14 protein-coding genes and 1 tRNA gene are annotated in these 17,544 nt (G+C 66.8%); all 15 read left to right on the plus strand.

Features of this window, described 5'->3' with window-relative positions:
• The gene (gene nuoH, locus ACJQWL_RS00535) at nt 1-1,062 is read left to right on the plus strand and encodes an NADH-quinone oxidoreductase subunit NuoH (protein ID WP_330968559.1); all 1,062 of its coding nucleotides are present in this window, start codon (nt 1-3) and stop codon (nt 1,060-1,062) included.
• Between the two features lie 3 nt (nt 1,063-1,065).
• The gene (gene nuoI, locus ACJQWL_RS00540; protein ID WP_330968560.1) at nt 1,066-1,554 is read left to right on the plus strand and encodes an NADH-quinone oxidoreductase subunit NuoI; all 489 of its coding nucleotides are present in this window, start codon (nt 1,066-1,068) and stop codon (nt 1,552-1,554) included.
• 9 nt (nt 1,555-1,563) lie between these two features.
• Nucleotides 1,564-2,223, plus strand: coding sequence for an NADH-quinone oxidoreductase subunit J (locus tag ACJQWL_RS00545; protein WP_330968561.1), 660 nt, complete (start codon nt 1,564-1,566; stop codon nt 2,221-2,223).
• Nucleotides 2,223-2,546, plus strand: coding sequence for an NADH-quinone oxidoreductase subunit NuoK (gene nuoK, locus ACJQWL_RS00550; protein ID WP_330968562.1), 324 nt, complete (start codon nt 2,223-2,225; stop codon nt 2,544-2,546). Before ACJQWL_RS00545 ends, nuoK begins: the two co-directional genes overlap by 1 nt.
• Nucleotides 2,547-2,763: 217 nt before the next feature.
• The gene (gene nuoL, locus ACJQWL_RS00555; protein WP_330968563.1) at nt 2,764-4,824 is read left to right on the plus strand and encodes an NADH-quinone oxidoreductase subunit L; all 2,061 of its coding nucleotides are present in this window, start codon (nt 2,764-2,766) and stop codon (nt 4,822-4,824) included.
• Nucleotides 4,825-4,855: 31 nt separating this feature from the next.
• Nucleotides 4,856-6,376, plus strand: a complete 1,521-nt coding sequence (locus tag ACJQWL_RS00560) for an NADH-quinone oxidoreductase subunit M (RefSeq protein WP_330968621.1) — start codon at nt 4,856-4,858, stop codon at nt 6,374-6,376.
• A 46-nt stretch (nt 6,377-6,422) separates the two neighbouring features.
• Nucleotides 6,423-7,871, plus strand: coding sequence for an NADH-quinone oxidoreductase subunit NuoN (gene nuoN / locus ACJQWL_RS00565; RefSeq protein WP_330968564.1), 1,449 nt, complete (start codon nt 6,423-6,425; stop codon nt 7,869-7,871).
• A 117-nt stretch (nt 7,872-7,988) separates the two neighbouring features.
• Nucleotides 7,989-8,065, plus strand: a tRNA-Met gene (locus ACJQWL_RS00570).
• Nucleotides 8,066-8,330: 265 nt separating this feature from the next.
• Nucleotides 8,331-8,972: a ribosome maturation factor RimP gene (rimP, locus tag ACJQWL_RS00575; RefSeq protein ID WP_411300662.1), complete on the plus strand. Its 642-nt coding sequence runs from the start codon at nt 8,331-8,333 to the stop codon at nt 8,970-8,972.
• Between the two features lie 4 nt (nt 8,973-8,976).
• Nucleotides 8,977-10,464, plus strand: coding sequence for a transcription termination factor NusA (gene nusA, locus ACJQWL_RS00580; RefSeq protein ID WP_330968567.1), 1,488 nt, complete (start codon nt 8,977-8,979; stop codon nt 10,462-10,464).
• A gap of 117 nt (nt 10,465-10,581) precedes the next feature.
• Nucleotides 10,582-13,128: a translation initiation factor IF-2 gene (gene infB, locus ACJQWL_RS00585; protein WP_330968568.1), complete on the plus strand. Its 2,547-nt coding sequence runs from the start codon at nt 10,582-10,584 to the stop codon at nt 13,126-13,128.
• Between the two features lie 85 nt (nt 13,129-13,213).
• Entirely contained in the window at nt 13,214-13,582 is a 369-nt protein-coding gene (rbfA, locus tag ACJQWL_RS00590) for a 30S ribosome-binding factor RbfA (RefSeq protein ID WP_330968569.1), read from the plus strand.
• A gap of 185 nt (nt 13,583-13,767) precedes the next feature.
• On the plus strand, nt 13,768-14,742 hold the full coding sequence (truB, locus tag ACJQWL_RS00595; protein ID WP_330968570.1) for a tRNA pseudouridine(55) synthase TruB: 975 nt from the start codon (nt 13,768-13,770) through the stop codon (nt 14,740-14,742).
• Between the two features lie 195 nt (nt 14,743-14,937).
• The gene (rpsO, locus tag ACJQWL_RS00600) at nt 14,938-15,198 is read left to right on the plus strand and encodes a 30S ribosomal protein S15 (protein ID WP_330968571.1); all 261 of its coding nucleotides are present in this window, start codon (nt 14,938-14,940) and stop codon (nt 15,196-15,198) included.
• 141 nt (nt 15,199-15,339) lie between these two features.
• Nucleotides 15,340-17,448 (plus strand): polyribonucleotide nucleotidyltransferase, encoded by a 2,109-nt coding sequence (gene pnp, locus ACJQWL_RS00605; protein WP_330968572.1) that lies wholly within the window; start codon nt 15,340-15,342, stop codon nt 17,446-17,448.
• Nucleotides 17,449-17,544 lie beyond the last annotated feature (96 nt).

Raw genomic sequence — 17,544 nt, forward strand, 5'->3', positions numbered from 1 at the left:
ATGATGGGTGCCGTGGTCGATCCCTTCCGCGACTGGTTGCTGTCGTTCGGCAATGTCGGCGCGGTCGCATGGATCGTGCTGAAGATCCTTGCCATCGCCATGCCGGTGATCATCAGCGTCGCGTTCTACGTGGTCTGGGAACGCAAGCTGATCGGCTGGATGCACGTCCGCCGTGGCCCGATGTACGTCGGCATGGGGGTGCTGCAGGCCTTCGCCGACGTGTTCAAGCTGCTGTTCAAGGAAGTCATCCAGCCCACGCGGGCGGAGCCGTTCCTCTACAAGCTGGCCCCCCTGCTGGCCCTGGCACCGGCCTTCGCGGCATGGGCGGTGGTCCCGTTCGATGCACAACTGGTGCTGTCGAACGCCAACGCGGGCCTGCTGTACCTGCTGGCGATGACCTCGCTGGGCGTGTACGGCATCATCCTGGCCGGCTGGGCCTCCAACTCCAAGTACGCATTCCTGGGCGCGATGCGCGCCGCGGCGCAGGTGGTGTCCTACGAAATCGCGATGGGCTTCGCGATGGTGGGCGTCATGGTTGCCGCGGGCAGCCTCAACCTGTCCCGGATCGTGATGGCACAGTCGGGCAACGCCGGGTTCCTGGAGTGGTTCTGGCTGCCGTTGCTGCCGCTGTTCGTGGTCTATTTCATCTCCGGCGTGGCCGAGACCAACCGCGCGCCGTTCGACGTGGTGGAAGGCGAGTCGGAAATCGTCGCCGGGCACATGGTCGAGTACTCGGGTTCGGCGTTCGCGCTGTTCTTCCTCGCCGAATACGCCAACATGATCCTGATCAGCTTCCTGACCGCGATCTTCTTCCTGGGCGGCTGGCTCAGCCCGTTCCAGGGGATGGGCATCCCGTTCCTGTCGGTTGACGGCTGGTGGTGGCTGCTGGCCAAGGTGTTCTTCTTCGCCAGTTGCTTCATCTGGTTCCGCGCCTCGTTCCCGCGCTACCGCTATGACCAGATCATGCGGCTGGGCTGGAAGGTCTTCATTCCGATCACCATCGCCTGGATCGTCGTCGTCGCGCTGATGGCGTACCACGACGTCTTCCTGCCGGGGCAATAAGGCATGACCCGACTCGTTTCCTACTTCAAGAGCCTGCTGCTGCTGGAGCTGTTCCAGGGGCTGGGGCTGACGTTGAAGTACCTGTTCAAGCCCAAGTACACGCTGATGTACCCGATGGAGAAGACGCCGCAGTCGCCGCGCTTCCGCGGCATCCACGCGCTGCGCCGGTATCCCAATGGCGAGGAGCGCTGCATCGCGTGCAAGTTGTGCGAGGCGGTCTGCCCGGCGCTGGCGATCACCATCGACTCGGATCGTCGCGAGGACGGCACCCGGCGCACCACGCGGTACGACATCGACCTGTTCAAGTGCATCTATTGCGGCTTCTGCGAGGAGTCGTGCCCGGTGGATTCGATCGTCGAGACCCACATCCACGAATACCACTTCGAACTGCGCGGACAGAACATCGTCACCAAGCCGCAGCTGCTGGCGATCGGCGACCGCCTCGAGGCGGAGATCGCCGAGCGCCGGGCCGCCGACGCGCCCTTCCGCTGAGTACCCCGCATGGATCCCGTGACCCTCGCTTTCTGGTTGTTCGCCCTCTCCTCCGTTGCCGCGGCGGTGGGCGTCATCAGCCTCAAGAACCCGGTGCATGCCGCGCTCAGCCTGGTGCTGACGTTCTTCTCCGTGGCCTGCGTCTGGCTGATCGCCGGTGCCGAGTTCCTCGGCGTGGCGCTGATCCTGGTGTACGTCGGCGCGGTGATGGTGCTGTTCCTGTTCGTGGTGATGATGCTCGACATCGACGTGGCGCCCCTGCGCGAGGGCTACGTGCGCTACCTGCCGGTCGGGCTGCTGGTGGCAGTGGTGATGCTGGTGGAGATGCTGGTCCTGATCGGGGTGAAGGTGCAGCTGGCCACGCCGCTGGCGGCCGACGCCGCGGCGGTGGAGGGCGTGTCCAACACGGTCTGGATCGCGCGCGCGCTGTTCACCACCTACCTGCTGCCGTTCGAAGTCGCGGCGGTGATCCTCACCGTGGCGGTGATCGCCGCGGTCATGCTGACGCTGCGCCGCCGCGAGGGCGCGAAGCACCAGGACCCGGGTGCACAGTCGCGCGTGCGCGCCGTGGACCGCGTGCGCCTGGTCAAGATGGATGCGGTGCGGCCGGAGCCGGCTCCGGCTCCGCGCGGCGGTGCCGATGATGCGCCGGCAGGGGAGGTACGCTGATGGAACTGCTGACGGGCGCCCTGTCGCTGGGCCACTTCCTCACCCTGGGCGCGGCGCTGTTCTGCATCAGCGTCGCCGGCATCTTCCTCAACCGGAAGAACGTGATCGTCCTGCTGATGTCGCTGGAGCTGCTGCTTCTGGCGGTGAACATCAACTTCATCGCCTTCTCGCGCCAGCTTGGCGATCCGGCGGGTCAGGTATTCGTGTTCTTCATCCTGACGGTGGCCGCGGCGGAGGCGGCGATCGGGCTTGCGATCCTGGTCACCCTGTTCCGCAACCGCCGCACGATCAACGTCGCAGAAATCGATTCGATGAAGGGGTGAGCAGCCGCGCTTGCGAGCCACTGCCTCGCGCGGCTGCGAACGCCTTGGGCGGGAGCCCAAGGCGGGAGCGATTTGATGAGCGCAGGACGCGCGAATCCGGTCGCCGCGGCACGCTCGCGCGATGCAGCGCTTGGTTGCGCGCGCGACGACTGCCCGACCCATCGATGCAATTGCAGCAGCCGGCCCGCCGGCACCCGCAGCACACAACGGAAACGAAATGGCGATCTCCAAACTCCATCTGCTGATCATCGTGCTTGCGCCGCTGCTCGGCTCGATCATCGCCGGCCTGTTCGGCCGGCAGGTCGGGCGCGCCGGCGCGCACGGGGTGACCATCGCCGGCGTGTCGACCAGCTGCGCGCTGTCGTTCTACGTGCTCTGGCAGCTGGTGGGGCAGGGCGCTTCGCCGTTCAACGAGAACCTCTACACGTGGTTCCAGGTCGGCAATTACGAGGCGCACGTGGGCTTCATGGTCGACAAGCTCACCGCGATGATGATGGTGGTGGTGACCTTCGTGGCCCTGCTGGTGCACATCTACACCATCGGCTACATGGCCGAGGATCCCGGCTACCAGCGCTTCTTCAGTTACATCTCGCTGTTCACCTTCTCGATGCTCATGCTGGTGATGAGCAACAACTTCCTGCAGCTGTTCTTCGGCTGGGAAGCGGTCGGCCTGGTGTCGTACCTGCTGATCGGCTTCTGGTTCAAGAAGCCCACTGCGGTGTTCGCCAACCTGAAGGCGTTCCTGGTCAACCGTGTCGGCGACTTCGGCTTCCTGCTGGGCATCGCCGGTGTACTGCTGATGTTCGGCACGCTGGACTACGCCACCGTGTTCGCCAATGCGCTGAACATCGAAGGCTCAACGATCACGATATTCGCCGGCCACGAATGGTCGGTGGCCACGTTGATCTGCATCTGCCTGTTCATCGGCGCCATGGGCAAGTCGGCCCAGGTCCCGCTGCACGTCTGGCTGCCGGACTCAATGGAGGGCCCGACCCCGATCTCGGCGCTGATCCACGCCGCCACCATGGTCACGGCCGGCATCTTCATGGTGGCGCGCATGTCGCCGCTGTTCGAGATGTCCGAGACCGCGCTGAACTTCGTGCTGTTCATCGGCGCGACCACCGCGCTGTTCACCGGCCTCATCGGCATCGTGCAGAACGACATCAAGCGCGTGGTTGCGTACTCCACGCTGTCGCAGCTGGGTTACATGACCGTCGCGCTCGGCGTCTCGGCGTACTCGGCCGCGGTCTACCACCTGATGACCCACGCCTTCTTCAAGGCGCTGCTGTTCCTGGCGGCGGGCTCGGTGATCATCGGCATGCACCACGAGCAGGACATGCGGAAGATGGGCGGCCTGCGCAAGTACATGCCGATCACCTACTGGACCAGCCTGCTGGGCACGCTTGCGCTGGTGGGTACGCCGTTCTTCAGCGGCTTCTATTCCAAGGACACCATCATCGAGGCCGCGCACCACGCAGCCGAGGGCGGCGGCTGGGTGGCGCAGTACGGCTACTGGGCGGTGCTGCTGGGTGCGTTCGTGACCGCGTTCTACAGTTTCCGGCTGCTGTACATGACCTTCCACGGCAGGGAGCGTTTCCGTGACGTGGTCGATGACGGCCATGCCCACGACGCGCACGACGACCATGGCCATGGCCACCACGGCCCGCACGAGCCGCACGAGTCGCCCTGGGTGGTGACCGTGCCGTTGATCCTGCTTGCAATCCCGTCGGTGCTGATCGGCTTCTTCACGGTCGGCCCGATGCTGTTCGCCACCGACTGGAGCGGGCACACGGAGCAGTTGCCGTACTTCCTGGGCGCGATCGATGTCGCTGCCGCGCGGGACACCGTGGCCATGGTCAAGGACGCCGTTTGGCACGGCCCGACGGCGTTCGCGCTGCACGGCTTCGTCGCCCCCGCGTTCTGGCTTGCGTTCGCCGGCTTCGCGCTGGCCACGGCCATGTACTGGTGGAAGCCGGCGCTGGCGACCCGGGCACGCCGTGCGTTCGCCCTCCCGGTGCGGGTGCTTGAGAACAAGTACGGCTTCGACAAACTCTGGATCGATGGATTCGCAGGCGGCGGCCTGCGGTTGGGCCGGCTGTCGCGCGCGGTCGACACCCGGGTGATCGACGGCGTGGCCGTCAACGGAAGCGCCCGGCTGGTTGACTTCCTGGCCGGGCTGACCCGCCGCCTGCAGTCCGGTTTCCTCTACCACTACGCCTTCGCGATGATCCTCGGCCTGATCGTTCTGTTGGCCGTTCTGATCCGTACCCTGAGCTGACAAGGACCGAGACGTGACGACCCCCGAGCCCTTGAGCGGCACCTTCCCCCTGCTGAGCCTGCTGATCTGGCTGCCGATCCTCGGTGGCGTGCTGACGCTGGCCTTCGGTAACGCGCGCGCCAATGCGGCGCGCTGGTTCGCCACTGGCGTGGCGGTGCTGACGCTGCTGGCCAGCGTGCTGTTGTTCACCGGCTTCGACATGTCGCATTCCGGCATGCAGTTCGCCGAAGACCTCCCTTGGGTCCCGGCCTACGACATCCGCTACGCACTGGGCGCGGACGGCATCTCGGTGGCGCTGATCGGCCTGACCACGCTGACCTCGCTGCTGGTGCTGGTCAGTGCATGGACCTCGATCGACAAGCGGGTCAGCCAGTACTACGCGGCGTTCCTGATCCTAGAGGGCCTGATGATCGGCGTGTTCTCGGCGCTGGACGCGATCCTGTTCTACGTGTTCTTCGAGGGCATGCTGATCCCGATGTTCATCATCATCGGCGTCTGGGGCGGTCCGCGCCGGGTGTACGCCTCGGTTAAGTTCTTCCTGTACACGTTCCTGGGTTCGGTGTTCATGCTGGTCGGGCTGATCTACCTGTACCTCAAGGGGGGCAGCTGGCAGCTGGCCGACCTGTACCAGTTACCGCTGACGGCAACCGAACAGATGTGGATCTTCTTCGCCTTCCTGGCGGCGTTCGCGGTCAAGGTGCCGATGTTCCCGGTGCATACCTGGCTGCCGGACGCCCACGTCGAGGCGCCGACCGCGGGTTCTGTCGTGCTGGCGGCGATCATGCTGAAGATCGGCGGCTACGGCTTCATCCGATTCACCTTGCCGGTGGTGCCGGACGCATCGCAGGAGTGGGCGTGGCTGGTGATCGCGTTGAGCCTGATCGCCGTGGTCTACGTCGGCCTGGTCGCGCTGGTGCAGGACGACATGAAGAAGCTGATCGCCTATTCGTCGATCTCGCACATGGGCTTCGTCACCCTGGGCACCTTCATCGCGTTCGCGCTGGTGCGCGACTACGGCAACGTCGACGCCGCCCGGCTGGGCCTGCAGGGCGCGATGGTGCAGATGATCAGCCACGGCTTCATCTCCGGTGCGATGTTCACCTGCGTCGGCGTGCTCTACGACCGCATGCACAGCCGCATGATCCGGGACTACGGCGGCGTCGCCAACGTGATGCCGTGGTTCGCGGTGTTCTTCGTGCTGTTCGCGATGGCCAACGCCGGCCTGCCTGGCACCTCGGGGTTCGTGGGCGAATTCATGGTCATCCTGGCCAGCTTCCAGACCCATCCGCTGATCGCCTTCGCCGCGGCCACCACGCTGATCATCGGCGCCGGCTACACGCTGTGGCTGGTCAAGCGCGTGCTGTGGGGCGAGGTCGGCAACGCCAACGTGGCCGCACTGAAGGATGTCAACGCGCGCGAAGCCACGGTGCTGGGCGTGTTCGCCGCCGGCGTGCTGCTGCTGGGCCTGTGGCCCAAGCCACTGACCGACCTGATGGAGCCGGCGATCGGTGAACTGACCACCCACATCGCCGTCTCGAAGCTGGCGCCATGAGCGCCGCCTGGCCCGCCGCCGGCGGGTCGAACCAAGAGATTCATCCATGATCATGCCCGTACGATCCGCTGCCGACCTGATGCCCCTGCTCCCCGAGCTGGTGCTGGTGATCGGTGCCTTCGCGCTGCTGATGCTCGACCTGTTCCTGGACGAACGGCGCCGGGTGGTCACCCACGTGTGCGCGATCGGCCTGCTGCTCGTGGCCGTGGCCCTGGTCGCAATGGGCGTGGGTGGGCAGGGCACGGTACTGGGCGGGATGTTCGTGCGTGACACCGTTTCGGACGTGCTGAAGGTCGGCATCGGCATCGTTTCCGCGATCTCGATGGTGTACGCCTGGCCGTACCTGCGAGAGCGCGGGCTGTACAAGGGCGAGGTGGCGGTGCTGATGCTGTTCGCCACGCTGGGCATGATGCTGATGGTGTCGGCCAACTCGCTGGTGATGGTGTACGTCGGCCTGGAGATGCTGGCGCTGTGCTCGTATGCGCTGGTGGTCACCGATCGCGACAGCCCGATCGCGTCGGAAGCGGGCATCAAGTACTTCGTGCTGGGTGCACTGGCGTCGGGCCTGCTGCTCTACGGCATGTCGCTGGTCTACGGCGCAACCGGCTCGCTGGACCTGGCGACGATCTCCGCCGCCGCCGAAGGCGACGCCTCGACCATGCTGGTGACGGGCGTGGTGTTCATGGTGGCGGGCATCGCCTTCAAGTTCGGCGCCGCACCGTTCCACATGTGGCTGCCCGACGTTTACCACGGCGCCCCGACGGCCATCACCATCTTCATTGCCGCCGCTCCGAGCCTTGCCACCTTCGGCATGGCATATCGACTGCTGCAGGAGGCGGGTGGCCCGCTTTCGGGCCACTGGCAACTGATGCTGGGCGGGCTGGCGGCGATCTCGCTGGTGATCGGCAACCTGAGCGCGCTGGTCCAGACCAACATCAAGCGGATGCTGGCGTACTCGACCGTGTCCCACGTCGGCTTCCTGTTCATGGGCCTGGCCGGGGGCGAGTCGGGCATGGCCGCGGCGATGTTCTATGCACTCAACTACGCGCTGACGACCGCCGCGGGCTTTGGCGCCATCGTGGTGTTGTCGCGCCGGGGCTTCGAGGCCGACCGCATCGATGATTTCAGGGGCCTGAATGTGCGCAGCCCGCTGCTCGCGCTGATGGTCCTGTTCGTGATGGCCTCGCTTGCGGGCGTGCCGCCGTTCCTTGGATTCTGGGCCAAGCTCGCCGTGCTGCAGGCGGCGCTGGAAGGCGGAATGATGTGGCTGGCGATCCTCGGCATCGTGTTCACCGTGATCGGCGCGTTCTACTACCTGCGCGTCATCAAGGCGATGTACTTCGATGAGCCCGACGGCGATGCGCCGGCACCCAGTGGCCACCGGCCGCTGCGCTGGACGTTCGCCCTCAACGCGCTGGCACTGCTGGTGCTCGGCCTGGGCTGGAGCCCGATCATGGCGTGGTGCCAGCGGGCATTCGAAGTCGCTGCAGCCTGAGCGGGCGGGGACCCGCGACGCGCACCTGCGTCGAGTTCGCGCGGGTCGCGTGGCAGGCAGTCGGCAGTAAAAAGGGCTTGCGTGAAAAAGTCGCCGTCCATATAATGGGCGGCCTGATGCGGGGTGGAGCAGTCTGGCAGCTCGTCGGGCTCATAACCCGAAGGTCGCAGGTTCAAATCCTGCCCCCGCTACCAGCTTCGGCCGTGGACTCCGGAACTTCTGGAGTCCGCAGGAAAGCCTCCCGGAGGCTTTCTTTTTGGCCTGCAGCCTGGGCTTGGTGACGCGCTCTGCTCGCGCGTCACGCCGACATCCAGCGGTACGGACAAGGGGCCCAATGGGCCCTTTGTCGTTTCCGCCATCCGGCGGTCGCGGCGCGTAAACCACGTGGCACGCGGTTCGCCACCGCCACGCGGCATTGCCGTCGCAGTTCCGGTCAACCAGTCGCAGGAGTTCGAGCGCGTGACGCAGAAAGCGAACGAAATCGCCGCCTTGCTTGCCCCGACGGTGTCATCGCTGGGCTTGCAGCTGCTGGGCATCGAATACCTGCCGTCGCCCGGCGGCGCGGTGGTGCGGCTGTACATCGACCTGGCGGCCGACGACCTGCAGGCCGACCCGGATCGAATGGTGTCGATCGAGGACTGCGAAAAGGTCAGTCGCGAGGTTTCGGCGCAGCTGGATGTGGAGGACCCGATCAGCGGCAATTACACGCTGGAGGTGTCGTCCCCGGGCGTGGACCGGCCGCTTTTCACTCCCGGCCAGTTCGGGCGCTTCATAGGCGACTCGGTGAAGCTGGGCCTGAAGCTGCCGCAGGACGGACGCCGGCGACTCCAGGGCGTGATCGCCGAGGTCCGCGGCGACACCGTGGTGCTCGATGTCGAGGGCGTCCAGGTCGACGTGGCTGCCGAGAACATCGACAAAGCCCGGCTGGTGCCCGACTGGGCAGCCCTGGGCCTGGCGCCGACCAAGCCCGGCAAGGGTCCCAAGAATCCGCCCGCGCGCGGTGCGCGTGCAGGCAAACAGGCTGACGGGGCGTCCGGCGACGCCTCCAACGATATCCACAACCCCAAGCCGGCGGCCGACAAGCCGACCCCGGCGGAGTAACTAGATGAGCAAGGAACTTTTGCTGGTCGTCGATGCGGTCGCGAACGAGAAGGGCGTACCGCACGACGTGATCTTCGATGCCATCGAGGCCGCGCTGGCGTCTGCCGCCAAGAAGCGCTACCACGACGAGGACGTACTGGTGCGCGTGTCCATCGATCGCAAGGACGGCAGCTACGAAAGCTTCCGCCGGATGGAGGTCGTGGCCGACGACGTGGTGATGGAATCGCCCGATCGCCAGATCCGGCTGATGGATGCCGTCGACGAGGTCGAAGGCGCCGAAGTCGGCGACTTCATCGAGGAGCAGATCGAGAACCCGGACTTCGGGCGCATCGCCGCGCAGGCCGCCAAGCAGGTGATCGTGCAGCGCGTTCGCGAGGCCGAGCGCGCCCAGGTGGTGGACCAGTGGAAGGACCGCGTCGGCGAGCTCGTGACCGGCATCGTCAAGCGCGTGGAGCGCGGCAACATCTATGTCGACCTGGGCGGCAACGCCGAGGCGATCATCTCCAAGGACAAGGGTATCCCGCGCGACGTGCTGCGCGCCGGCGACCGCGTCCGCGGTTTCCTCTACGACGTGCGCACCGAGCCGCGTGGCCCGCAGCTGTTCATCAGCCGCGCCGCACCGGAATTCATGATGGAGCTGTTCAAGCTCGAAGTGCCGGAAGTCGGCCAGGGCCTGGTCTCGATCAAGGCCTGTGCACGCGACCCGGGCGACCGCGCCAAGATCGCCGTGCTGGCCCACGACAACCGCACCGATCCGATCGGCGCGTGCATCGGCATGCGAGGTTCGCGTGTGCAGGCGGTAAGCAACGAGCTCAACGGCGAGCGGGTGGACATCGTGCTGTGGTCGGACAACCCGGCGCAGTTCGTGATCAACGCGATGGCGCCGGCCGAGGTGCAGTCCATCGTCGTCGACGAGGACAAGCATTCGATGGACCTGGCGGTGGCCGAGGAACGGCTGGCGCAGGCCATCGGCAAGGGCGGCCAGAACGTCCGCCTCGCCAGCCGCATGACCGGCTGGCAGCTCAACGTCATGACCGCCGACCAGGTCCAGGCCAAGAGCGAGGCCGAGCAGACCGCAGCTCGCGAGCTGTTCCAGGCCAAGCTGGAGGTCGACGAGGAAATCGCCGGCATCCTGGTGTCGGAGGGCTTCAGCACGGTCGAGGAAATCGCCTACGTGCCGGTCGGCGAGCTGCTGGCGGTGGAGGGGTTCGACGAGGACATCGTCGAGGAACTGCGCGCCCGTGCCCGCGATGCGCTGCTCAACGACGCGTTGGCGGCCGAGGAGGAACTCGACGAGCACCAGCCGGCCGAGGACCTGCTGACGCTGGAAGGGATGACCGACGAGCTGGCCTTCCAGCTGGCGGCGCGTGGCGTGGTCACCCGCGAAGACCTGGCCGAACTGGCGACCGACGAGCTCACCGACATCGAAGGGATGGACGAGGAGCGCGCCGCGGCGCTGATCATGGAAGCCCGCAAGCACTGGTTCGAATAAGCGCCACGCATCGGACGGGCCCCGGCCCGTCGCAGCCGAATGTGCGGCGGGCCGCGGCCCGTCCTACAATCGCCCACTTGGCCGCCCTGGCGGCGGCCTGAAGAGAACGGATACCGAATGTCGCAGCAAACCACCATCCGCAAGTTGGCCGCCCTGGTGAACACGCCGGTCGAGAAGTTGCTGGAGCAGCTGGCAGACGCCGGCATGCCCTTCAGCGACCCCGACCAGGTCGTCTCGAGCACCGAGAAGGTCAAGTTGCTGGGCTTCCTGCGGCGCACCCACGGCAAGGCCGACCAGGCCGAGGCCGCCGATGCGCCCAAGAAGATCACCCTCAGCCGCAGCCGCAAGCAGGAGCTGACGGTCGGCGGCGGCAAGAGCCGTGCCACCGTCGACGTGGTCGTGCGCAAGAAGGTCACGCTGGTGCGCCCGGACTCCGCCGAGGCCGCGAAGGCCGGCGGCGACGACGAGCGCGCGGAGATCCTGCGCAAGCTGGAGGAGTCGCGGGCCCGCAACACGGCCGAGCAGAAGGCGCTTGAAGAGGCCGATCGCCGCCGGGTCGAGGAAGCCGAGCGCGAGAAGCGCGAGGCCGAGGAAGCCGCGCGCGTGAAGGCCGAGGAGGCCGAACGCGCCGCCGCGGCGCCCGAAGCCGTGCCTGTGGTGGAAGATCCGCTGCGCAACCAGCCCAGCAGCCATGGCCACGGCCATCCCAAGCCGCCGGCACGCAAGGGCCGGACGCAGGGGTCGGCCGAGGAAGAGGACCGCAGCCGCCGGTTTGCCGGCCAGATGCACCTGAGCGCCTCCGAACGCGCCCGCCGCACTAGCAGCACCCGCGGCAAGGCCAAGCCGCGCCGCCACGCGGACCAGTCGCGCACCGGCACGGGCTTCATGAAGCCCACCGCGCCGATCGTGCGTGACGTCGCCATCGGCGAGACCATCACCGTGGCCGAGCTGGCGCAGAAGATGTCGCTCAAGGGCGGCGAGCTGGTCAAGGCGCTGTTCAAGATGGGCGTCATGGCCACCATCAACCAGGCCATCGACCACGACACCGCCGCGCTGGTGACCGAAGAGCTCGGGCACAACGTGGTGAAGGCCGACGAGGCCGACGTCGAGAATGCGCTGATGGCGCACGTGGAGGAGTCGCAGGGCGAGAAGGCCCCGCGTCCGCCCGTGGTCACCATCATGGGTCACGTCGACCACGGCAAGACCTCGCTGCTGGACTACATCCGGCGCACCAAGGTCGCCACCGGCGAGGCCGGCGGCATTACCCAGCACATCGGCGCCTACCACGTCGAGACCGGCAGGGGCGTCATCAGCTTCCTGGATACCCCGGGCCATGCGGCGTTCTCGTCGATGCGCGCACGCGGGGCCAAGCTCACCGACATCGTGGTGCTGGTGGTGGCCGCCGACGACGGCGTCAAGCCGCAGACCATCGAGGCCGTACAGCACGCGAAGGCGGCCGGCGTGCCGCTGATCGTCGCGGTCAACAAGATGGACAAGTCCGACGCGGACCCGCAGAAGGTCAAGAACGAGCTGCTCGAGCACGAGGTGGTGGCCGAGGAGTTCGGTGGCGACACGCAGTTCGTCGAGCTGTCGGCGAAGACGGGCCAGAACATCGACGGGCTGCTGGATGCCATCTCGCTGCAGGCCGAAGTGCTGGAGTTGCAGGCCGTTGTCGACGGGCGCGCCACCGGCGTGGTCATCGAGTCCTCGCTGGACAAGGGCCGGGGCCCGGTTGCCACCGTGCTGGTGCAGCAGGGTCACCTGCGCAAGGGCGATTACCTGGTGTGCGGCGTGCAGTTCGGCCGCGTGCGTGCGCTGTTCGACGAGACCGGGAGCCAGGTCGAGGCCGCCGGTCCGTCCATCCCGGTGCAGGTGCTGGGACTCTCGGGCGTGCCCGATGCAGGCGACGACTTCGTGGTGGTCGAGGACGAGCGCCTTGCCAAGGACGTCGCGCAACAGCGCGACGCCAAGCGCCGCGAGTCGCGCCTGGTCGCCCAGGCGGGCAACCGCATGGAAGACATCATGGCGCAGATGGGCCAGGCCGAAGGCCAGCTCTCGCTCAACCTGGTGGTCAAGGCCGACGTGCAGGGTTCGGTGCAGGCCCTGCGCGAGTCGCTCACCGGGCTTTCGACCGAGGCGATCCGCATCAATGTCATCGGTTCGGGCGTGGGCGGCATCACCGAGTCCGACGCCCAGCTGGCGTCGACGTCCCGCGCCACCATCATCGGCTTCAATGTCCGTGCCGATGCATCCGCACGCAAGATCATCGAAACCAACGGCGTGGACCTGCGCTACTTCTCGATCATCTACGATGTGATCGACCAGGTGAAGCAGGTCGCTTCGGGCATCCTGGGCGTGGAGATCCGGGAAGAGATCATCGGTACCGCCGAGGTCCGCGACGTGTTCCGCAGCTCCAAGTTCGGTGCTGTCGCCGGCTGCATGGTGGTGGAAGGCGTGGTCAAGCGCACCAAGCCGATCCGCGTGCTGCGCGACAACACGGTCATCTTCGAGGGCGAGCTGGAATCCCTGCGCCGCTTCAAGGAGAACGTCGACGAGGTGCGCGTCAACACCGAGTGCGGCATCGGCGTGAAGCAGTACAACGACGTCAAGCCGGGCGACCAGATCGAGTGCTTCGAACGCGTCGAGGTGCAGCGGACGCTCTGATCACGTCCGGGGCTGGAAACTGGCGATGGGTCGCATGCGTCCCATCCCACGCTTCCAGCCCCAGGCGCCAGTAGCCACAGCCACCATGAAGAAGTCATTCCACCGTACCGACCGCGTTTCCGCCCAGCTCCGCCGCGAGGTGGGCACCCTCGTGCACGATGCCGTGCGCGAGCACGGGCTGCCTTCCGTCAGCGTGTCCGACGTCGAGGTGACGCGCGACATGGCCCATGCCAAGGTTTTCGTGACCGCATTGCAGGAAGAGCGTTCAGCCGAGGCGGTCAAGTCGTTGAAGGCGCTGGCGCCGGAGATCCGCTACAAGCTTGCCCACGCGGTGAAGATGCGCCACGTCCCGGAGCTGCACTTCCATTACGACGATTCGGTCGACCGGGGCGAACGTATCGAGACGCTGTTGCGCGACAATCCGCCCGTACCGGACGGTGACGCCGAGCAGTAATGCACGATAACGGCGCCGCCCGCCGTTCGGGTTCGTCGATAGGTCGTCGGGTGACTTGCCCGTGCCGTCCAACCGTCCGCGCTGCGCGCCGGACCGCGCGGATCGGGGTGACGGGTGCCTGCCCGAAGCGGTGTGTCCGATCGCGACTCAAGCCATTCCTCCAGGGCCTGTCGGGCCGGTAATCGATGAGCAAGCCCCAGCGCCCACGCACCGTGTTCCGTCCGCTTGACGGCATCCTGTTGCTGGACAAGCCGACCGGGATCAGCTCCAACCAGGCCCTGCAGCAAGCGCGGCACTTGTTCCGCGCTGCCAAGGGCGGCCACACCGGCAGCCTGGATCCGCTCGCCACCGGCCTGTTGCCCCTGTGCTTCGGGGAGGCCACCAAGATCGCGGGGCTGCTGCTGGGCGCACGCAAGGCCTACGATGCGGTTGCCGTGCTGGGCACCACCACCGATACCGATGACGCCGACGGCGAGGTGCTGCGTGAGCGGCCGGTGCCGCAGGGTCTGTCCGACGCCGACATCGAGGCCTCGCTGGCGCCCTTGCGCGGTGCCATCCGCCAGCGGGCGCCGGTGTATTCCGCGCTCAAGCAGGGCGGTGAGCCGCTGTATGCACGCGCCCGGCGCGGTGAGGTGATCGAGGCGCCGGTGCGGGAAGTCCGGGTCGACGCCCTTGCGCTGGTGGCCCGTGACGGCCCGCGGCTGTCACTGCATGTGGAGTGCGGGTCGGGCACCTACATCCGCAGCCTGGTGCGCGACATGGGCGAGGCGCTCGGCTGCGGTGCCCACGTGGCCGAGCTGCGCAGGCTCTGGGTCGAGCCGTTCAGGCAGCCACGGATGTACACCCTGGACGCCCTGCGCTCGCTGCGGGGAGGGCAGGGCGAGGCCGCGCTGGACGCCTGCCTGCTGCCACTGGAGGCGGGTCTGGGGGACTTCCCGTCGGTGCACCTGGATCACGAAGGCGCCGGGCGCCTGGGCCATGGCCAGGTTCAACAGGTGGATCGAGAGCCCGCCGAGACCGCCGTGGCGTACGGCCCCGATGGCCGTGCGCTGGGCCTGGCCAGCGTGGACGCCCAGGGCCAGCTGCGTCCGCGCCGGCTGTTCTCATGGGCGCTGCCGGACCCGGGCCCAAGCGCGACGCAGATTGACCCGGGCGCCTGAATCCGCCTGCTTTCCGCCTTGTACGCCCCCCGAGCAGGGGCTACACTTTGCGGGCTCATTTCCACGGGCATCAACGGCGGCCGCAGGGCCCCATTCCCAGAGTTCACAGCAACAGGCGGGCCAGGCGGTGCGTCGGTGCGGCGGGTTTCCCGTTCCCGACACGCGTTCTGCCGGTTTCGCGTCCAAGAGGCCAACATGTCCATCGATACCAGCAAAGTCATCCAGGAACACTCCCGCGGCACCAATGACACCGGCTCCCCGGAAGTCCAGGTCGCCCTGCTCACCGCGCGCATCGAGATGCTCACGGGCCACTTCAAGCAGCACAAGCAGGACCACCACAGCCGCCGCGGCCTGCTGATGATGGTCAACCGCCGTCGCAGCCTGCTGGACTACCTGAAGCGCAAGGACAACGAGCGCTACAAGGCCCTGATCGAAAAGCTCGGTCTGCGCCGCTAACCAGATCCCCCGCGGCGCAGTGATGCGCCGCGGTTTTTTTTGGGTCGGCCCCGACGGGTCGACCGCCAGGCCGCGATCCCGCGGCCGACCGGGCCAGGCAAGGGCCTGCCCCGGCACGCACCGCCCAGAGGGAAAACACACGTGTCGAAAATCACCAAGACCTTCCAGTACGGCCAGCACCAAGTCACCCTCGAGACCGGCGAGATCGCCCGCCAGGCCGGGGGTGCTGTCATGGTCTCCGTCGAGGGCACCGTGCTGCTGGTGTCTGCGGTCGCTGCCAAGAGCGCGCGCGAGGGGCAGGACTTCTTCCCGCTCACCGTGGACTACCAGGAGAAGTTCTACGCCGGCGGACGCATCCCGGGCGGCTTCTTCAAGCGCGAGGGCCGGCAGACCGAGAAGGAAACCCTCATCTCCCGCCTGATCGATCGCCCGATCCGCCCGCTGTTCCCGGATGACTTCCGCAATGAAGTCCAGATCGTCGCCACGGTGATGTCGATGAACCCGGAGATCGATGGCGACATCCCGGCGTTGATCGGTGCCTCGGCTGCGCTTGCCCTGACCGGTGCCCCGTTCCAGGGTCCCATCGGTGCGGCGAAGGTCGGCTACAAGGACGGCCAGTACATCCTCAACCCGACCGTCTCGCAGCTGGCCGACTCGGAGCTTGAACTGGTCGTGGCCGGTACCGAGCAGGCGGTGCTGATGGTCGAGTCGGAAGCCCAGGAGCTGTCCGAGGACGTGATGCTGGGGGCGGTGATGTTCGGCCATCGCGAGATGCAGGTCGCCATCCGCACCATCAACGAGATGGTCGCCGAGGCCGGCAAGCCGAAGTGGGAGTGGTCGGCACCGGCGCGCAACGAATCCATGGTCGGCGAGCTCATCGGCGCGGTCGGCGACCGCCTGTCGCACGCGTTCCAGATCACCAACAAGGCCGAGCGCCGCGAGAAGATCGGCGCCCTTCGCAAGGAGATCCTCGAGGTCCTGACGCCCAAGGCCGAGGCCGGTGGCTGGCACCCTGCCGAGCTCACCAAGGAGTTCGGCGAGCAGGAATACCAGACCATGCGCCAGTCGGTGCTGCGCACCAAGAAGCGCATCGACGGCCGTGACCTGGACACCGTGCGCCCGATTTCCTCGCGCATCTCGATCCTGCCGCGCGTGCATGGCTCGGCGCTGTTCACCCGCGGCGAGACCCAGGCGATCGTCGCGGTCACGCTGGGTACCGCGCGCGATGGCCAGATCATCGACGCCGTTGCCGGCGAGTACAAGGAACACTTCCTGTTCCACTACAACTTCCCCCCCTACTCGGTGGGCGAAGCCGGCCGGATGATGGGTCCCAAGCGCCGCGAAATCGGCCACGGACGCCTCGCCAAGCGTGGCGTGCTGGCCGTGATGCCCTCGATGGAGCTGTTCCCCTACACCATCCGCGTGGTGTCGGAGATCACCGAGTCGAACGGTTCGTCCTCGATGGCATCGGTCTGCGGTTCGTCGCTGGCACTGATGGACGCGGGCGTGCCGATCAAGGCGCCGGTGGCGGGCATCGCGATGGGCCTGGTGAAGGAAGGCGACGAGTTCGTCGTGCTGTCCGACATCCTTGGTGACGAGGACCACCTGGGCGACATGGACTTCAAGGTGGCCGGCACCGCCAATGGCATCTCGGCGCTGCAGATGGACATCAAGATCCAGGGCATCACCGAGGAGATCATGCAGGTCGCGCTGGCACAGGCCAAGCAGGGTCGCCTGCACATCCTGGGCGAGATGGAGAAGGCGATCAGCACGCCGCGTGGCGAGCTGTCGGAGTTCGCCCCGCGCCTGCTCACCATGAAGGTGCACCCGGACAAGATCCGCGAAGTGATCGGCAAGGGCGGTTCGACCATCCAGGCCATCACCAAGGAAACCGGCACCCAGATCGATATCCAGGACGACGGCACCATCATCATCGCCTCGGTCAACGCCGCCGCGGCGCAGGCCGCCAAGTCGCGCATCGAGCAGATCACCGCCGATGTCGAGCCGGGCCGGATCTACGAGGGCAAGGTCGCCAAGATCATGGACTTCGGTGCCTTCGTGACCATCGCCCCGGGCAAGGACGGGCTGGTCCACGTCTCGCAGATTTCCGAAGAGCGCGTGGAAAAGGTGTCCGACAAGCTCAAGGAAGGCGACCTGGTCAAGGTCAAGGTGCTGGAAGTCGACAAGCAGGGCCGCATCCGCCTGTCGATGAAGGCCGTCGAGGAAGGCGAGGGCGTTCCGGCCGAGTAAGCCGGCGCCATTGCACCACTTCGGAAAAAGCGGGCTTCGGCCCGCTTTTTCTTTGCGCGTGGGCACGCTTGCCTGCAGGTCGGGACCGCCAGGCCG

Origin of the sequence: Novilysobacter viscosus, assembly GCF_046600715.1 — a bacterium.
GTDB classification, from domain to species: Bacteria; Pseudomonadota; Gammaproteobacteria; order Xanthomonadales; family Xanthomonadaceae; genus Lysobacter_C; species Lysobacter_C viscosus.